At 69.8% G+C, this 16,218-nt stretch carries 14 protein-coding genes; 7 read left to right on the forward strand and 7 right to left on the reverse strand.

From position 1 onward, the window contains the following. Nucleotides 1-50 precede the first annotated feature (50 nt). The 5 genes from glgB to OG303_RS46635 all read right to left on the reverse strand — a co-directional run bounded on the left by glgB (nt 51) and on the right by OG303_RS46635 (nt 7,739). Entirely contained in the window at nt 51-2,261 is a 2,211-nt protein-coding gene (gene glgB / locus OG303_RS46615) for a 1,4-alpha-glucan branching enzyme (RefSeq protein ID WP_405876111.1), read from the reverse strand. Nucleotides 2,262-2,265: 4 nt separating this feature from the next. After that, entirely contained in the window at nt 2,266-3,627 is a 1,362-nt protein-coding gene (locus OG303_RS46620) for a maltokinase N-terminal cap-like domain-containing protein (protein WP_405876112.1), read from the reverse strand. Between the two features lie 27 nt (nt 3,628-3,654). After that, a complete protein-coding gene (treS, locus tag OG303_RS46625) occupies nt 3,655-5,373 on the reverse strand; it encodes a maltose alpha-D-glucosyltransferase (protein ID WP_405876113.1) in 1,719 nt (572 codons plus the stop codon). Between the two features lie 25 nt (nt 5,374-5,398). Next, nucleotides 5,399-7,366, reverse strand: coding sequence for an alpha-1,4-glucan--maltose-1-phosphate maltosyltransferase (locus OG303_RS46630; RefSeq protein ID WP_405876114.1), 1,968 nt, complete (start codon nt 7,364-7,366; stop codon nt 5,399-5,401). A gap of 73 nt (nt 7,367-7,439) precedes the next feature. Next, the gene (locus tag OG303_RS46635; protein ID WP_405876115.1) at nt 7,440-7,739 is read right to left on the reverse strand and encodes a DUF5133 domain-containing protein; all 300 of its coding nucleotides are present in this window, start codon (nt 7,737-7,739) and stop codon (nt 7,440-7,442) included. Between the two features lie 319 nt (nt 7,740-8,058). Between OG303_RS46635 and OG303_RS46640 the strand changes: the two genes are divergently transcribed. Further along, a complete protein-coding gene (locus OG303_RS46640) occupies nt 8,059-8,571 on the forward strand; it encodes a pep a2 (protein ID WP_405876116.1) in 513 nt (170 codons plus the stop codon). Nucleotides 8,572-8,603: 32 nt separating this feature from the next. Then, complete coding sequence (glgX, locus tag OG303_RS46645) at nt 8,604-10,721, forward strand: glycogen debranching protein GlgX (protein ID WP_405877812.1); 2,118 nt, start codon at nt 8,604-8,606, stop codon at nt 10,719-10,721. 191 nt (nt 10,722-10,912) lie between these two features. On the opposite strand, the gene OG303_RS46650 is transcribed toward glgX, so the two are convergent. Next, nucleotides 10,913-11,716 carry a VOC family protein gene (locus OG303_RS46650; RefSeq protein WP_405876117.1) on the reverse strand — a complete coding sequence of 268 codons (804 nt, stop codon included), beginning with the start codon at nt 11,714-11,716 and terminating at the stop codon, nt 10,913-10,915. Nucleotides 11,717-11,886: 170 nt separating this feature from the next. Between OG303_RS46650 and OG303_RS46655 the strand changes: the two genes are divergently transcribed. Continuing rightward, entirely contained in the window at nt 11,887-12,222 is a 336-nt protein-coding gene (locus OG303_RS46655) for an ANTAR domain-containing protein (RefSeq protein WP_405876118.1), read from the forward strand. A gap of 27 nt (nt 12,223-12,249) precedes the next feature. Here the strand turns inward: OG303_RS46655 and OG303_RS46660 are convergent, their stop codons facing one another. Continuing rightward, nucleotides 12,250-13,044: a SigB/SigF/SigG family RNA polymerase sigma factor gene (locus OG303_RS46660; RefSeq protein ID WP_405876119.1), complete on the reverse strand. Its 795-nt coding sequence runs from the start codon at nt 13,042-13,044 to the stop codon at nt 12,250-12,252. 237 nt (nt 13,045-13,281) lie between these two features. On the opposite strand from OG303_RS46660, the gene OG303_RS46665 reads away from it, so the two are divergent. The 4 genes from OG303_RS46665 (at nt 13,282) to OG303_RS46680 (ending at nt 16,151) form a co-directional block, all read left to right on the forward strand. Then, on the forward strand, nt 13,282-13,734 hold the full coding sequence (locus OG303_RS46665) for a MarR family winged helix-turn-helix transcriptional regulator (protein WP_405876120.1): 453 nt from the start codon (nt 13,282-13,284) through the stop codon (nt 13,732-13,734). Next, nucleotides 13,731-14,618 (forward strand): ABC transporter ATP-binding protein, encoded by an 888-nt coding sequence (locus OG303_RS46670; protein ID WP_405876121.1) that lies wholly within the window; start codon nt 13,731-13,733, stop codon nt 14,616-14,618. Before OG303_RS46665 ends, OG303_RS46670 begins: the two co-directional genes overlap by 4 nt. Next, nucleotides 14,578-15,438 carry an ABC transporter permease gene (locus tag OG303_RS46675; RefSeq protein ID WP_405876122.1) on the forward strand — a complete coding sequence of 287 codons (861 nt, stop codon included), beginning with the start codon at nt 14,578-14,580 and terminating at the stop codon, nt 15,436-15,438. Before OG303_RS46670 ends, OG303_RS46675 begins: the two co-directional genes overlap by 41 nt. Before the next feature lie 191 nt (nt 15,439-15,629). Then, a complete protein-coding gene (locus tag OG303_RS46680) occupies nt 15,630-16,151 on the forward strand; it encodes a hypothetical protein (RefSeq protein ID WP_405876123.1) in 522 nt (173 codons plus the stop codon). Nucleotides 16,152-16,218 lie beyond the last annotated feature (67 nt).

The following is a 16,218-nucleotide window of genomic DNA, read 5'->3' on the forward strand; positions in this document are numbered from 1 at the left end:
TCCGAGGCGTGGCTGCGGCTACGACGAGCACCGGGTACCCCGTCGACCGGTCAGCGCAACGGGGTCAGCCAGACCGTGGCGAGCGGCGGCAGGGTGAGCGTGATCCTTCCCTCCTCCACCTTGAGGTCGTCCGGGTTGGTGACGTCGCCACCGCCGTAGCGCGCGGCGTCGGTGTTGAGGGCCTCCCGCCAGGCGGGCACGGAGTCGGGCGACCAGAGGCGGTAGTCGTTGCGGACCACGGGGGAGAAGTTGGAGACCGCGAGCAGCGGCGCGCCGTCCTTGGCGAACCGCAGGAACGCGAAGACGTTGTCCTCGGCGGCGTCCCCCATCACCCACTGGAATCCTCGGGGTCGGGTGTCCTGCTGCCACAGCGCGGGGGTGTGGCGGTAGACGGTGTTGAGGTCGCGGACCAGGTCCCTGACCCCGCGGTGGTCGGCCTCGGCGCTGTAGGCCGGGTCGAGGAGCCACCAGTCCGGGCCGTGGGCCTGGGACCATTCCGCGCCCTGGGCGAACTCCTGGCCCATGAAGAGGAGTTGCTTGCCGGGGTGGGCCCACATGAAGCCCAGGTACGCCCGGTGGTCGGCGCGCTGCTGCCACCAGTCGCCCGGCATCTTCGACACCAACGCCTGCTTGCCGTGTACCACTTCGTCGTGCGAGATGGGCAGGATGTAGTTCTCGCTGTAGGCGTACACCATCGAGAAGGTCATCTCGTTGTGGTGGTACTTGCGGTGCACCGGCTCGTGCTCCATGTAGCCGAGCGAGTCGTGCATCCAGCCCATGTTCCACTTCAGCCCGAAGCCCAGGCCGCCGCTGTCGGTGGGGCGCGTCACCCCGTCCCACGCGGTCGACTCCTCGGCGATGGTCACCACACCGGGTGCCCGCCGGTACACGGTCGCGTTCATCTCCTGCAGGAACGCCACCGCGTCCAGGTCCTCGCGCCCTCCGTGCACGTTGGGCGACCACTGACCCGAGTCACGCGAGTAGTCCAGGTAGAGCATGGAGGCCACGGCGTCGACCCGCAGGCCGTCGATGTGGAACTCCTCGCACCAGTAAACGGCGTTCGCCACAAGGAAGTTGCGGACCTCGATACGGCCGAAGTCGAATTCGTAGGTTCCCCAGTCCGGATGCTCGGCGCGCCGCTCGTCTCCCGGTTCGTACAGCGGGTCCCCGTCGAAACGCGCCAACGCCCAGTCGTCCTTGGGGAAGTGGGCGGGCACCCAGTCCATGATCACGCCGATGCCGGCCTGGTGCAGGGCGTCGATCAGGTACCGGAGATCGTCGGGCGGGCCGAGCCGTGAGGTCGGCGCGTAGTAGGAGGTGACCTGGTACCCCCAGGAAGGACCGAAGGGGTGCTCGGCGACCGGCATCAACTCGACGTGCGTGAAGCCGAGGTCCTTCACGTACGCCGGCAGCTGGTCGGCGAGTTGACGGTACGTCAGCCCAGGGTGCCAGGACAGGAGATGGACCTCGTACACAGAGAGCGGTGCCTCGTGCACCGGGGTGTCGCCACGGTGTGCCATCCACTCCGCGTCGCCCCACTCGTAGTGCGAGGCCGTCACCACGGAGGCCGTCGCGGGCGGCACCTCCGTGCGGCGGGCCATGGGGTCGGCCTTGAGGAAACGGCCGCCGTAGCGGGACGTGACCTCGAACTTGTAGCGTGCGCCCTCGCCGATGCCGGGCACGAACAGCTCCCACACCCCGGACGACCCCAGGGACCGCATGGGCAGCGCCGTCCCGTCCCAGCAGGTGAACTCCCCGGCGACCCGGACCCCTTGGGCGTTCGGCGCCCACACGGTGAACCGGGTACCGGTCACACCGTGGTGGGTCATCGGCTCGGCGCCGAGCGCCTTCCACAGCTGCTCGTGCCGGCCCTCGCCGATGAGATGGAGGTCGAGTTCACCGAGAGCGGGCAGAAAGCGGTACGGGTCCGCCGTCTCGTGCTCACCGTCGGCGTACCTGACCCGCAGCGTGTACTCGGGGATCGCGTCGAGGGGCAGCGTGCCGGTGAACAGGCCGTCGCCTTCCGACGTCAGCAAGCGCGGTTTACCGTCGACGACGACGCTCACGGCGCGGGCGTACGGCCGCAGGGTGCGGAAGGCGATGCCGCCCGGCACCGGGTGGGCGCCCAGCAGCGCGTGCGGATCGTGATGTCGGCCGGAGAGCAGACGTTCGCGTTCGCCGGGGTCCAGGGCAGGGGCGGTCCCGCAGCCGGCCACGAGCGGACCGGACGGCTCGGGGAGCGAGGTGTCACGCAGGGCCACGGCTTCAGCCTCCTCTTACGGCGAGACGTTCGATCGCCGCCATCGGTACGGGGAGCCAGTCCGGACGGTGCCGGGCTTCGTACAGGACCTCGTACACGGCTCGATCGGTTTCATAGGCACGCAGCAGACCGTGCTTCTTGCGCGGGTCCCAGCCGGCCCGGTCCGCATAACCCGCGCAGTAGGCCTCGCGGCAGCGGCGCGCCCACTCCGGGCGCCAGGGACGGCGCTGCCGGGCGGCGTAGTCGAAGGAGCGCAGCATGCCCGCGATGTCCCGCACCGGGGACTGGGCGCTGCGGCGTTCGGCGAGCGGGCGGGACGGCTCGCCCTCGAAGTCGATGACGAACCAGTCCCGGCCCGCCCGCAGCACCTGACCCAGGTGCAGGTCGCCGTGGATGCGCTGGGCGGGCGGCCCGGCATCGCAGGCGACCAGCGCGCCGAAGGCGGTCCGCAGCCCGGGCACGTAGGGGCGCAGCGCCGGTACGCAGTGCGCCGCGGCGTCCAGGCGCTCGGTCATCGCCGCCGCAGTCCGCCCGTTCTCGTCGTGGGCCCCGGCGGGGAAGGCGGCGCCCAGCGCGAGATGCACCTCCGCGGTGGCCCGGCCCAACGCGTGGGCCTGCACGGTGAAGTCCTCCCCGGAGGCGAGCGCCTGCAGGGCAAGCGTCCAGCCGTCGGCGGCGTCGGGCAGGAACGGCTGCAGCACGCCGAGCGTCGCTTCCTGCGGATGTGTCGTACGGAACCACGCCACGGGTGCGGGCACCCGGCCGCAGCCCAGCCGGGCCAGCGCACTCGGCACCTCGAGGTCCGGGTTGACGCCGGGCTGGATGCGCCGGAAGACCTTCAGGATGAACTCGTCGCCGTACACCAGCGAGGAGTTGGACTGCTCGGCCTCCAGTACGCGCGGCACCAGACCGGCGGGCACCGGCACGGACGGGTCGGCCTCGAAGCGCAGGGGACCCGCCGCACCGGGGCGCCGCAGCCGCTCCAGGAGCATCTGCGCCGAACGGGGGTCCTGCAGTGCGTCGTACACCGTCAGACCGGCCAGCGGACCGACTTCCGCCCTGCCGATCAGGGCCCGTCCGAGCCTCGGCGACAGGTGTTTGCGGACGCCGAGCAGCAGTTGGTAGCAGTCACCGGCCGGCGTGGCGCCGCTGGGCGCGGGGACCCCGGAGTGACCCGCATGCACCAGCAGATGCAGACAGCCCGGGAACAGCTCGGTCATGGACAGCAGGTTGAGGTCCGTGACGGGCCGGTCCTTGCCGGCGAACCAGCGCTGCCGCGGCAGCCACTCGCGCAGCAGCCCGGAGAGCGAGGCCATGGGCCCCGTGGCGACGCTGCGTCTGGGGCGGAGCGATGCGGTCTTCGGCATGGTGACCCTCCTTTCCTCGGCTCGCGCTCAGGATCGTCGGCCGATGCGGGATGCGACGCGGGTGAGCCGGAACCAGTAGAAGCCGTGGCCGGCGAGGGTCAGCAGGTACGGCAGCTCACCGATGGCCGGGAAGCGCACCCCGCCGATGAGCTCGACGGGGTGGCGCCCGTCGTAGGCCCGCAGGTCGAGCTCGGTGGGCTGAGCGAAGCGGGAGAAGTTGTTCACGCACAGCACCAGGTCGTCGCCGTACTCGCGCAGGAAGGCCAGGACCGCCGGGTTGGAGGACTGGAGTTCCGTGAAGGAACCGAGGCCGAAGGCCGGGTTCTGCTTGCGGATCTCGATCATCCGGCGGGTCCAGTGCAGCAGCGAGGACGGGTCGGACATGGAGGCCTCGACGTTCGTCACCTGGTAGCCGTAGACCGGGTCCATGATCGGCGGCAGGGAGAGGCGCCCCGGATCGCAGGACGAGAAGCCCGCATTCCGGTCGGGAGTCCACTGCATCGGCGTGCGTACGGCGTCGCGGTCGCCGAGCCAGATGTTGTCGCCCATGCCGATCTCGTCGCCGTAGTAGAGGATCGGCGAGCCGGGCAGAGAGAGCAGCAGGGCGGTGAACAACTCGATCTGGTTCTCGTCGTTGTCGAGGAGGGGTGCGAGCCGGCGGCGGATGCCGATGTTGGCGCGCATACGCGGGTCCTTCGCGTATTCGGCCCACATGTAGTCGCGTTCCTCGTCGGTGACCATTTCGAGGGTCAGCTCGTCGTGGTTGCGCAGGAAGATGCCCCACTGGCAGCTGGAGGGAATGGCCGGGGTCTTGGCGAGGATTTCCGAGACGGGGTAGCGGGATTCCCGTCGTACGGCCATGAAGATCCGTGGCATGACCGGGAAGTGGAATGCCATGTGGCATTCGTCGCCGCCGCTCTGGTAGTCGCCGAAGTAGTCGACGACGTCCTCCGGCCACTGGTTTGCCTCCGCCAACAGCACCGTGTCCGGATACATCGCGTCGATCTCGAGGCGGACGCGTCTGAGGAACGCGTGGGTGGCGGGCAGGTTCTCGCAGTTGGTGCCCTCGGCCGCGTACAGGTAGGGCACGGCGTCGAGGCGGAAGCCGTCGATGCCCAGGTCCAGCCAGAAGCGGAGGGCGGCCAGGATCTCCTCCTGCACCGCCGGGTTCTCGTAGTTGAGGTCGGGCTGGTGGGAGAAGAAGCGGTGGAAGTAGTACTGCCCCCGGACGGGGTCGAAGGTCCAGTTGGAGGCCTCGGTGTCGACGAAGATGATCCGGGCGTCGGCATATTGTTTGTCGTCGTCGGCCCACATGTAGTAGTCGCCGTAGGGCCCGTCGGGGTCTTTTCTCGACTCCTGGAACCACGGGTGCTGGTCGCTGGTGTGGTTCATGACGAAGTCGATGATGACGCGCATGCCGCGCTGGTGGGCGGCGTCGACGAACTCCACGAAGTCGGCGAGGTCACCGAACTCCGGGAGTACGGCCGTGTAGTCCGAGACGTCGTAACCGCCGTCCCTCAGCGGTGACTTGAAGAAGGGCGGCAGCCAGAGGCAGTCGACGCCCAGCCACTGCAGATAGTCGAGCTTGGCGGTGATGCCCTTGAGGTCGCCCACGCCGTCGCCGTTGCTGTCCTGGAAGGAACGGACCAGGACCTCGTAGAAGACCGCACGCTTGAACCACTCCGGGTCCCGGTCCTTGACGGGAGTGTCCTCGAAGGTGTCCGGGACGGGCTGGTTGACAGTCATGACGCTCTGACTCTCCGATCGGTGGCTACGCGGACGACTGCTGGATGTGGAGCACATGTGCCGGGGCCCGCGCGGGATCCAGGCGCACATAGTTGGTCCTGCCCCAGTGATAGGTCTCACCCGTCAGTTCGTCGTGCGCGGACATGAATGCGTGCCACTCCAGGCCGAGTTGCGGCATGTCCAACGAGACCGTGGCCTCCTGGGTGTGGTGAGGGTCGAGGTTCACGACGACGAGGACCGTGTCCTGGCCCGTGGTCTTGCTGTACGCGATGACCATGTCGTTGTCGGTGGGGTGGAACCGGAGGTTCCTGAGCCGCTGGAGGGCCGGATGGCGCCGCCGGACGGTGTTGAGTTTGGTGATGAGGGGGGTGATGGTGTGGCCTTGGCGTTCGGCCGACTCCCAGTCGCGGGGCTTGAGTTGGTATTTCTCGGAGTCGAGGTATTCCTCGCTGCCGTCCCTGATGGGGGTGTTCTCGCACAGTTCGTAGCCGGAGTAGATGCCCCAGGCGGGGGAGAGGGTGGCGGCCAGGACGGCGCGCAGTTCGAAGGCGGGGCGGCCGCCGCGCTGGAGGAACTCGTGCAGGATGTCGGGGGTGTTGACGAAGAAGTTGGGCCGCATGTAGGCGGCCGCCTCGCCCGAGAGCTCCTGCAGGTATGCGGTCAGTTCCTGCTTGGCGGTGCGCCAGGTGTAGTAGGTGTAGGACTGCTGGAAGCCGATCTGGCCGAGGGTGTGCATCATCGCGGGGCGGGTGAAGGCCTCGGCCAGGAAGATGACGTCGGGGTCGGTGGCGTTGATGTCGGCGATCACCCGCTGCCAGAACAGGACCGGTTTGGTGTGCGGGTTGTCGACGCGGAAGATGCGCACGCCGTGGCTCATCCACAGCCGCAGGACCCGCAGGGTTTCGGTGATCAGGCCGTCGAGGTCGGCGTCGAAGGCGATCGGGTAGATGTCCTGGTACTTCTTCGGCGGGTTCTCGGCGTAGGCGATGGTGCCGTCGGGGCGGTGGTGGAACCACTCGGGGTGTTTCTGCACCCAGGGGTGGTCGGGGGAGCACTGCAGGGCGAAGTCCAGTGCCACCTCCAGGCCGAGGGCGCCGGCCTGTTGGACGAACCAGGTGAAGTCCTCGATCGTGCCGAGCTGGGGGTGGACGCTGTCGTGGCCGCCTTCGGGGGAGCCGATGGCCCAGGGCACGCCGACGTCGTCGGGGCCGGCGGAGAGGGTGTTGTTGCGGCCCTTGCGGAAGGTGGTGCCGATGGGGTGGATGGGCGGCAGGTAGAGCACGTCGAAGCCCATGGCGGCGATGGCGGGCAGTCGGCGGGCGGCGGTGCGGAACGTGCCGTGCGGCTGGGTGGGGGTGCCTTCGGAGCGGGGGAAGAACTCGTACCAGGCGCCGTACAGGGCGCGTTCGCGTTCCACCAGCAGCGGCAGGGTCTGCGAGGCGGTGACGAACTCACGCAGGGGGTGCCGGGCCAGGACCGTGTCCACCTCCGGCGTCAACGCCGCCGCCAACCGGGTGGCAACGGGCAGTGAGTCGTCGCGCAACGTGACCGCGGCCGCCAGGACCGCCGCACGTCCTGGGCCCTCGGGAACGCCGGCGGCCAGCCGCTCATGGAGGTCGCCGCCCTCCTCCAGGACCAGGCCGGTGTCGATGCCGGCCGGGATCTTGATGCGGGCGTGCCGCCGCCATGTGCCCACCGGGTCGCTCCAGGCCTCCACCCGGTACGTCCAGTTGCCCATGGAGGTGGGCGTGACCTCGGCGCCCCAGCGGTCGGAGCCGGGGGAGAGTTCCCGCATCGGTGTCCACGGGCCGTGCTGCCCCTCGGGATCGGTCAGGACGACGTTGGCGGCGACCGCGTCGTGGCCCTCGCGGAACACGGTCGCGGTGACCTCGAAGGTTTCGCCCGCGACCGCCTTGGCCGGGCGCCTTCCGCAGTCCACCGCCGGGTGGACGTCCCGCACCGGGATGCGGCCGATGGCCGGAATCGAACTCATGGGTCTCACCTCCACCGTGCTGGAGACCGGGCCGTTCGGCCCGGTCGGGGATACAAGCTGCGCCCCGGAGGGGTTACCGCTCCGCGGCCACATGCCGGTGCGGCTCCGGCGGACCGCGCCGGTCGCCGGCACCCGTTCGGGGGCGCTCGTCCTGCTCCCGGAGGTAGGAGCCCAGGGTCGACCGCAGATAGCGCTCGGCGGCGTCCGCGGCCTCGCGGGCACAGCGCTTGCCCATCAACACGCACAACGTGTAGCCCGAGTCCTCGAACGTGGCCCGCACAGCGCGGTCGGCGGGAGACGCGAGCATGACGCGTTCCCACGCCCGGTACCGCCGCAGTTGGCGGGCCACCTCGGCTTTGGCCGGTAGCAGCATGAGGCTCTTCACTTTCCGGGGCTCGATCGCACGTCTCCCGACCGTCGGGCGGCGGCCGCGCGTGGGCACGCACGGATCCGTTACGGGCATTCGAGGTCTTCACACATGGTGCACGTGTGACGACCCAGCGTCTTGTTGGATCTTCAACTACCCCCGGCGGGCTGTCGTCACCCCGGGTGTGCGCTCGTGTTGCACGAATGGCGTAGCGCTCCCACTCTTGAGGTGACTCAGGAGCGATCAACGCTCACGCTTTGCATACGGGGCTCGTCCCACAGGGGCGAGGAGGAGCGGGAGCTTCGCCGGTGAGGAGCCAACGACGATGAAGACCGCAGTGCCCTGCTACTACCACCTCGACGTCGAGGTCAGTCCGGAACGGATCGGCCAGGTTCAGCGCATTCTGGGCGCACACCTCCGGCTCTGGGACCTCGAGACCCTGGTCGAGCCCGTCTGTCACGGTGCCGAGCTGCTGCTGAAGGCCATCGACGAGCACGCGACGGACAAGAACACGTCGATCGAGATGTGGTGGAACGGACAGCATCTGATCACCGCCGTGGGGGAGAACGACTGCGACCTGCGCCCGGACCTGGACCTGCGCGCCTGCCTGGAGCGGATCGCCGCGATGAGCGACGGCTGGGGGTGCTGCGCCACGGACACGGGCAGCAAGGTCATCTGGTTCTCGCAACGGGCCCGGGCCGGCGAGCGCATGCCCCTGGTGCCCGTGGCGCCCGAGCCGGATCTGCGCGAGGTGCTCCAAGTGCCACGCGAGACGCGGGCCGCGGTGCTGGCCGCTCAACTGCGCGATCCGGACGGCCTCCTGGAGGACGCCCGGTGACCGCGAAGCGTCGCCGCAAGGCAACGGCAGGGGTGCCCGTCTGGAGCGGGCACCCCTACCCGTTGGGTGCCGCCTTCGACGGCAAGGGCACCAACTTCGCCCTTTTCAGCGAGGTCGCCGAACGCGTCGAACTCGTCCTCGTCGACGACAAGGGCACCGAGCACGGCATCCCGGTGACCGAGGTCGACGGCTTCGTCTGGCACTGCTATCTGCCGGACGTCGGACCGGGGCAGCGCTACGGCTACCGGGTGCACGGGCCCTGGCACCCGGAACTGGGCCACCGCTGCAATCCGGCGAAGCTGCTCCTCGACCCGTACACCAGGGCGGTGGACGGGCAGGTGGACAACCACGCCTCCCTCTTCGAGCGTTCACCGAGCGGCCGGTCCCGGTCCGACAGCTCCGGACACACCATGCTCGGCGTGGTCACCGATCCCGCCTTCGACTGGGGCGACGACCGGCCGCCGCGGCAGTCGTACGCCGACAGCGTCATCTACGAGGCCCATGTACGGGGCCTGACGCGCAGCCACCCCGACGTCCCGCCCGAACTCCGCGGTACGTATGCCGGACTCGCGCACCCCGCGGTCGTCGAGCACCTGACCGAGCTGGGCGTGACGGCGGTGGAGCTGATGCCGGTGCACCAGTACGTGCAGGACGGTGTGCTGCTCGACCGCGGCCTGTCCAACTACTGGGGCTACAACACGATCGGCTTCTTCGCCCCGCACAACGCCTACGCCGCCCACGGCACCCTCGGCCAGCAGGTCACCGAGTTCAAGTCGATGGTGAAGGCGCTGCACGCGGCCGGGCTCGAAGTGATCCTGGACGTCGTCTACAACCACACCGCCGAGGGCAACGAGAAGGGCCCCACCCTCTCCTTCCGCGGCATCGACAACGCCTCGTACTACCGTCTGGTGGACGGCGACTGGCGCCACTACTACGACACCACCGGCACCGGCAACAGCCTGCTGATGCGGCACCCCTACGTGCTGCAACTGATCATGGACTCGCTGCGGTACTGGGTCACCGAGATGCACGTCGACGGCTTCCGCTTCGACCTCGCGGCCACGCTGGCGCGGCAGTTCCACGAGGTGGACCGGCTGTCGGCGTTCTTCGACCTGATCCAGCAGGACCCGGTGATCAGCAGGGTCAAGCTGATCGCGGAGCCGTGGGACGTGGGGGAGGGCGGCTACCAGGTGGGCAACTTCCCGCCGCTGTGGTCGGAGTGGAACGGCAAGTACCGCGATGCAGTGAGGGACTTCTGGCGGGCCGGCGAGCACACGCTCGGCGAGTTCGCCTCCCGGCTGACCGGCTCCTCCGACCTCTACCAGCACAGCCGGCGCCGCCCCCGCGCCAGCGTCAACTTCGTCACCGCGCACGACGGCTTCACCCTGCGCGACCTGGTCTCGTACAACGACAAGCACAACGAGGCCAACGGCGAGGGCAACCGGGACGGCGAGAGCGTCAACCGCTCGTGGAACTGCGGCGCCGAGGGCGAGACCGACGAGCCGCGGGTGCTGGAGCTGCGCGCCCGCCAGCAGCGCAACTTCCTGGCCACCCTGCTGCTCTCGCAGGGCATCCCGATGCTGAGCCACGGCGACGAACTGGGGCGCACCCAGGGTGGCAACAACAACGCCTACTGCCAGGACAACGAAGTCTCCTGGATCGACTGGCGGTTGACCGAGGAACAGCGTGACCTCGCGGACTTCGCGCGGTACGTCATCGGTCTGCGCGCCGCCCATCCCGTCCTGCGCCGCCGCCGGTTCTTCCGTGGCGAGACCGCGACGCACCCGCGCCAGCCATTGCCCGACCTGGTGTGGCTGGCGCCGGACGCGCGGGAGATGACGGAGGAGGACTGGCAGCGCTCCGACGCGCACTCCGTCGGCGTCTTCCTGAACGGCGACGCCATAGCGGAACCCGACGCGTGCGGCCGCCCCGTGGTGGACGACTCGTTCCTGCTCCTGCTCAACAGCTACTGGGAGCCGGTGGAGTTCCGACTGCCGGACGTCACCCATGGCGAACGCTGGACGACGCTGATCGACACCGCCGTCCCGCAGGGCGCACCCGACGAGACGGAGCACAAGGCCGGCAGCGCTATGACGGTCGAGGCACGCAGCCTGGTCCTGCTCACTCGCCCCGCCCGCACGGCCGCCTGAGTTCCGGGCTGTCAGAGCCTCGGCCGTCTCTCCGGGCGGGCGGCCGAGGCGTGGCACCCGCGCCCACGTTCGGCTTCACTCGCGCGGCCTCGCGACCGCACGCTCGGCTTCGCCCCTGCATGCAGGGCCCCGGAGGCCGCGCGCTGATCCGACCGCAGAGGTGCCACGGGCTCTGAGCGCGCTCGGCGCTCTCAGCGCTCGCGGCGCGAGGTGACCGTGAACTGTGCGCCGTCGGCGTCGCGCAGCACGGCCTCGTCGCTGCCCTTCGACAGGACGCTGCCGCCGTGCAGTTCCGCGGCCCGTACACAGGCCGCCACGTCCGCGACCGCGAAGTGGACCTGCCAGTGCGGCCGGATGGTGGGGTCGGGGGCCGCCCCCAGGGCGCCGGACTCGATGCGCGCCACGATGTCGCCCTGGCTGCGCAGCACCACCTCGCCGCCTTCGTAGTGGACCTCGCAGGCGCCGGGCCGTTCGGACGCCCACTCCAGCACCTCGCCGTAGAAGATCGCGGCGTCGAAGGCGTCACGCGTGTGCAGCCTGATGAAGGTGGGGGCGGAGTGGCGCCACTTCTCCCAGTCGACGACGAGCGATCCCTCCCAGATGCCGAAGGTCGCCCCGTCCCGGTCGCCCAGCAGCGCCGCCCGCCCGGGCGGGAAGGAGATCGGGCCGACCGCGGCCGTCCCGCCCCGCTCCTGGGCCCGCGCCACGGCCTCGTCGGCGCTGCTGACGGCGAAGTACGGCGTCCACGCCACCGCCATCTGCCACATGTCGGCGACGGCGGCGATGCCGGCCACGGGTGTCCCGTTCGCCAGCGCCATCCGGAAGCGGTCGCCCAGCTTTGCGGACCGCCACTCCCAGCCCAGCACGGCCCGGTAGAAGTTCTCGGTGGCGTCGACGTCGCGGCTGGTCAGGCTCACCCAGCACGGGGCCCCGAACACGGAGTGCGAGGAGACGACGTGCGTCGTGCCGTGCGGGCGTGAGGTGTCGTGATTCATGGCAGTGTCACGTCCTGGTCTCTTCCACCGGCAGCCACCGGATTTCGTACCAGTGTCCAACCGGAACCGCTCCATGCGCTTGTCGAGTACCCCCAGCGTGGGGCCGAAACGGGTGCCGTGCCCCTTCGCCACCCGGTGGCAGCGGGCAGAGTGAGTGCCACTATGGATGAGTGGCACCGGTACCTCACGAACCTGCCGACGAGACGGATCGCATCTTCGCGCTGCAGGAAGAAGTCGATCAGCTGAAGGAAGCCGTCGTCTCGCACGCCGTCGTGGACCAGGCGATCGGGATGATGGTCGCGTTGGGCCGGGTGACGCCGGACGAGGGATGGGCGGTGCTGAAGGACGTCTCCCAGCACACGAACGTGAAGCTCCGCAATGTCGCGGAGCTCGTCCTCATCTGGGGGCGCAACGGGGCGATGCCCCCGGAGATCGGTGCCGAACTGGAAGACGCCCTGGACCGCTACGGCCCCACGCAGATTCCCGAGGCCCCACCGGAGCGGTGAGGCGACGGGGCCGGACGCCGCCGTGGCTCAGCCGGTCTCCGCGAGCAGTTCCTCGCGCAGCTGGGCGAAGCAGCCGCTGAGCAGGCGGGAGACGTGCATCTGCGAGATACCGAGCTGCTGCGCGATACGGCTCTGCGTCATCCCCCCGAAGAAGCGGAGATACAGGATGGTGCGCTCCCGCTCCGGGAGTGCCTGGAGGCAGGGCCCGACCGCCACCCGGTCGACGACCACGTCGTAGGCCGGATCGGGGCCGCCGATCGCGTCGGCCAGGGCGAACCCGTCGGCGCCGGGCATCTCGGCGTCCAGCGACAGTGCGGAGAAGCACTCCAGGGCTTCCATCCCGGCGCGCACCTCCGCCTCGCTCAGGTGCGCGTGCCGGGCGATCTCGGTGACGGTCGGTACCCGGCCCGAGGTCGTCTGGGACAGCTCCTTCGCCGACTGCCGCACCCTGTTGCGCAGGTCCTGGACCCGGCGCGGTACGTGCAGCGTCCACATGTGGTCGCGGAAGTGCCGCTTGATCTCTCCGGTGACGGTCGGCACCGCGTACGCCTCGAAGGCGTGGCCGCGCGTCGGGTCGTAGTGGTCGACGGCCTTGACCAGTCCGAGTGCCGCGACCTGGTAGAGGTCCTCGAGGGACTCCCCGCGCCCCTTGTAGCGGACGGCAATCCGTTCGGCCATGGGCAACCAGGCCTGGACCACTTCGTCGCGGAGCTGCCTGCGCCCTGGCCCGTCGGGCAGCCGCGCCAGCCGCTCGAAGGCCTCGGCGGTGTCGGGGGCGTCGTCGTGCGGGTGGGGTTTCGTCCTGCCGCTGGTGACACGCATCGCGCGCACCTCCGTGAGCCGGTGCTGAGGGGACAGACACCGTGGGAGACGCGGGCGAGGACCTGCAGAGGACATCCGGGGCCCGACCGGCTCCCACGGACGTGCCTCCTGTCCGAAGCACGTAGTGCAGATGCCCGGGGTCGGCACGTCCAAAACAAACCGGTACATAACGGTACCGCCTGTGTGCTTGACCGTCCCTTGGGTTAGTTACCTCTGCTACAGAGGTAATCTCCTCACGTGGAACCGGAACCCTTCCCGGACGAGCTGATCGACGCCCTCATCGGCGTCCAGCGGCTCCTCCGGCGCCGCCTGCGCCCTCAGATCGCCCCGCAGCTGCGCGGCGCCGAGGTCGAACTGCTGCGCCTGGTCGTGACCCGGCCCGGCATCGGCATCTCCGACGCCGCCAAGGACCTGCATCTGGCCGGGAATTCGGTGTCGACGCTGGTCAACCAGTTGTCCCGGCAGGGCTATCTGGTCCGCGAGACCGACCCGGCCGACCGGCGTGCCGCCCGGCTGATGCCGACCCCCGCGGCCGAGGCCCGGCTCAGTGAATGGCGCAAACGGCGCGCCGAACTCGTACGAGGCGGGCTGTCCCGCCTCGACGAAACGGACCGGGAGGCCCTGCGCACCGCGATCCCGGCCCTGCGCAAGCTGGCCGACAACCTGCACGAGGAGGCCGAGGAGTCATGACACGGGACGCTGACACCGGGCAGGACGAGACCGGGCAGCAGGACACCGGGCGGGAGGCCGTCACCTGCACCGGACTCGCCTACGCCTTCGGTGAGACCAACGCGGTCGACGGACTCGAACTGTCGGTGGGGGAGGGCGAGGTCTTCGGACTGCTCGGCCCCAACGGAGCCGGGAAGACGACCGCGATCCGCTGCATCACCACGCTGCTGCCCGTCCCCGCCGGGATGGTCCGTGTCTTCGGCCACGACGCGGCCAAGGACAGGATGGCCGTACGCCGCCTGCTGGGCTACGTGCCGCAGCAGCTGTCCGCCGACTCGGGCCTCACCGGCCGCGAGAACGTCGCCCTGTTCGCCCGCGTCTTCGACGTCCCCCGCGGCGAACGCGCCGAACGCGTCGGCCAGGCCCTGAGAGCCGTCGACCTCACCGATGCCGCCGACCGGCTGGCCTCCACCTACTCCGGCGGCATGGTCCGCCGGCTCGAACTCGCGCAGGCGCTGGTCAGCGCGCCCCGGCTGCTGATCCTCGACGAGCCGACCATCGGCCTCGACCCGATCGCCCGCACCGACGTGTGGGAACACATCAACGCCGTACGCGACGCCACCGGCATGACCGTGCTGGTGACCACCCACTACATGGACGAGGCCGACCAGTACTGCGACCGGATCGCCCTGATGCACCGCGGCCGTATCCGGGCCCTCGGCACCCCGGACGAGCTCAGGGAGGGGCTCGGCGAGCGCCGGCGCGCCGCGGGCGCGGCCGCCACGGCCCCGCTGCCCACACTGGAGGACGTCTTCCGTGACGTCGCGGGCAGCGGTCTCGACGACCAGGCAGGAGATTTCCGCGATGTCCGAAGCACCCGCCGCACCGCGCACCGTGTCGGCTGACCCCACCCGCGCAGACGGCATCGACCTGCTTCTACGGCCGCCCCAGCCCCGCGCGGGCTGGCGGCTGCTGCCCGCCCGGGTGGTGGCGATGTGCGCCGTCGAACTGCAGAAGCTGCGCCACGACCGCACCGAGCTCTACACCCGGGCCGTCCAACCGGCCCTGTGGCTGCTGATCTTCGGTCAGACCTTCACCCGGATCAAGGCGATACCCACCGGCGGCATCCCCTACGTCGACTACCTGGCGCCCGGCATCATCGCCCAGTCCGCGATGTTCATCGCCATCTTCTACGGCATCCAGATCATCTGGGAGCGGGACGCCGGCATCCTCAACAAGCTGCTGGTCACGCCGACTCCGCGCTCGGCACTGATCACCGGCAAGGCGTTCGCGGCCGGGGTGAAGTCCCTGATCCAAGCCGTGGTCGTCATCGTCATCGCCACCCTCCTCGGGGTGGCGCTCACCTGGAACCCGCTGAAACTGCTCGGTGTCGCAGCGGTCGTGATCCTCGGATCCGCCTTCTTCTCCTGCCTGTCGATGACCATCGCCGGCATCGTCCTCAGCCGCGACCGCCTCATGGGAATCGGGCAGGCCATCACGATGCCGCTGTTCTTCGGCTCCAACGCCCTCTACCCGGTTTCCATCATGCCGGGCTGGCTCCAGGCCATCAGCAAGATCAACCCCCTGAGCCACCAAGTCGACGCGCTGCGCGGCCTCCTCCTCGGCACCCCCGCACACCTGGGCCAGGACTTCGGAGTGCTGTTCGTGGCCGCCGCGCTCGGCATCACCGCGGCCTCCTCGCTCCTCGGCCGCCTGGCTCGCTGATCATGCTCGGGAACGTGATGTGCGGCACGCGCGCGTGCACGCCTGTCACGCCCGTCCGCCCAGTTCTTCCTGCGCACGGCTTGATCACTGATCAAAGGGGGTGAATTCGCTGGCCACAGCGCATTCTGCTCATTTGACAGTGCACTGAGCGCACAGATAGGAAGCAGCTCTCTGAGGTCGAGAGGTGGACTGTGTACGAGCCGAACGTGGTCGGGGACTGGCAGGAGTACGACGAGCATGCCGGCCTGCGTCTGCGCGTCCACCGCCTGGAAGCCGCCGAGCCGCCGCGCGGACGGGACGACGCGGCCGAGGGGCTTACGTACTTCAGCGTTCGCGTGACCGTCGAGAACCGCGGCAGCCGACACTCCACCATCCACCTCGAGGACGGCCAGATCGACGTCCGGCTCGGTCCCGACGGCGAGGCCGCGTTCATCGACTGGCGCAACTCGCAGTTCATCGAGGGCTTCGACGTCTACCCCCTGCGCCGGGCCACTGCCGTGCTGTACGCGGCCGGGCCGGAGGCCTGCCTGAGCCAGGTCGACGTGCAGATCCAGCTGCGGGTCGACGAGGAGTGGGCCGACCGCCGGCTGTGGGCCGGCGGCATCGGGCTGGTCGAGGAGCCCGTCGGCGCCCACACGAGCGGGGTGCGGGAAGGCCTGGCCCACCAGGTGAGCAACTTCCTGCGCGACCAGGCGGAAGAGGGCACCGCCTGACCGGCGCCCGCCTTCTCCACCGGCCGACCTGATCCCGAAGTCGGCCGACCTGATCCGAACGACGGTC

This window comes from Streptomyces sp. NBC_00005, assembly GCF_045160215.1.
GTDB lineage: Bacteria > Actinomycetota > Actinomycetes > Streptomycetales > Streptomycetaceae > Streptomyces.

Excerpts from the sequence above, each read along its gene's own strand:
- OG303_RS46620 (WP_405876112.1), bottom strand. The coding sequence starts at position 3,627 with ATGCCGAAGACCGCATCGCTCCGCCCCAGACGCAGCGTCGCCACGGGG.
- treS (WP_405876113.1), bottom strand. The coding sequence starts at position 5,373 with ATGACTGTCAACCAGCCCGTCCCGGACACCTTCGAGGACACTCCCGTC.
- OG303_RS46630 (WP_405876114.1), bottom strand. The coding sequence starts at position 7,366 with ATGAGTTCGATTCCGGCCATCGGCCGCATCCCGGTGCGGGACGTCCAC.
- OG303_RS46635 (WP_405876115.1), bottom strand. The coding sequence starts at position 7,739 with ATGCTGCTACCGGCCAAAGCCGAGGTGGCCCGCCAACTGCGGCGGTAC.
- OG303_RS46640 (WP_405876116.1), top strand. The coding sequence starts at position 8,059 with ATGAAGACCGCAGTGCCCTGCTACTACCACCTCGACGTCGAGGTCAGT.
- OG303_RS46650 (WP_405876117.1), bottom strand. The coding sequence starts at position 11,716 with ATGAATCACGACACCTCACGCCCGCACGGCACGACGCACGTCGTCTCC.
- OG303_RS46660 (WP_405876119.1), bottom strand. The coding sequence starts at position 13,044 with ATGCGTGTCACCAGCGGCAGGACGAAACCCCACCCGCACGACGACGCC.
- OG303_RS46670 (WP_405876121.1), top strand. The coding sequence starts at position 13,731 with ATGACACGGGACGCTGACACCGGGCAGGACGAGACCGGGCAGCAGGAC.
- OG303_RS46675 (WP_405876122.1), top strand. The coding sequence starts at position 14,578 with ATGTCCGAAGCACCCGCCGCACCGCGCACCGTGTCGGCTGACCCCACC.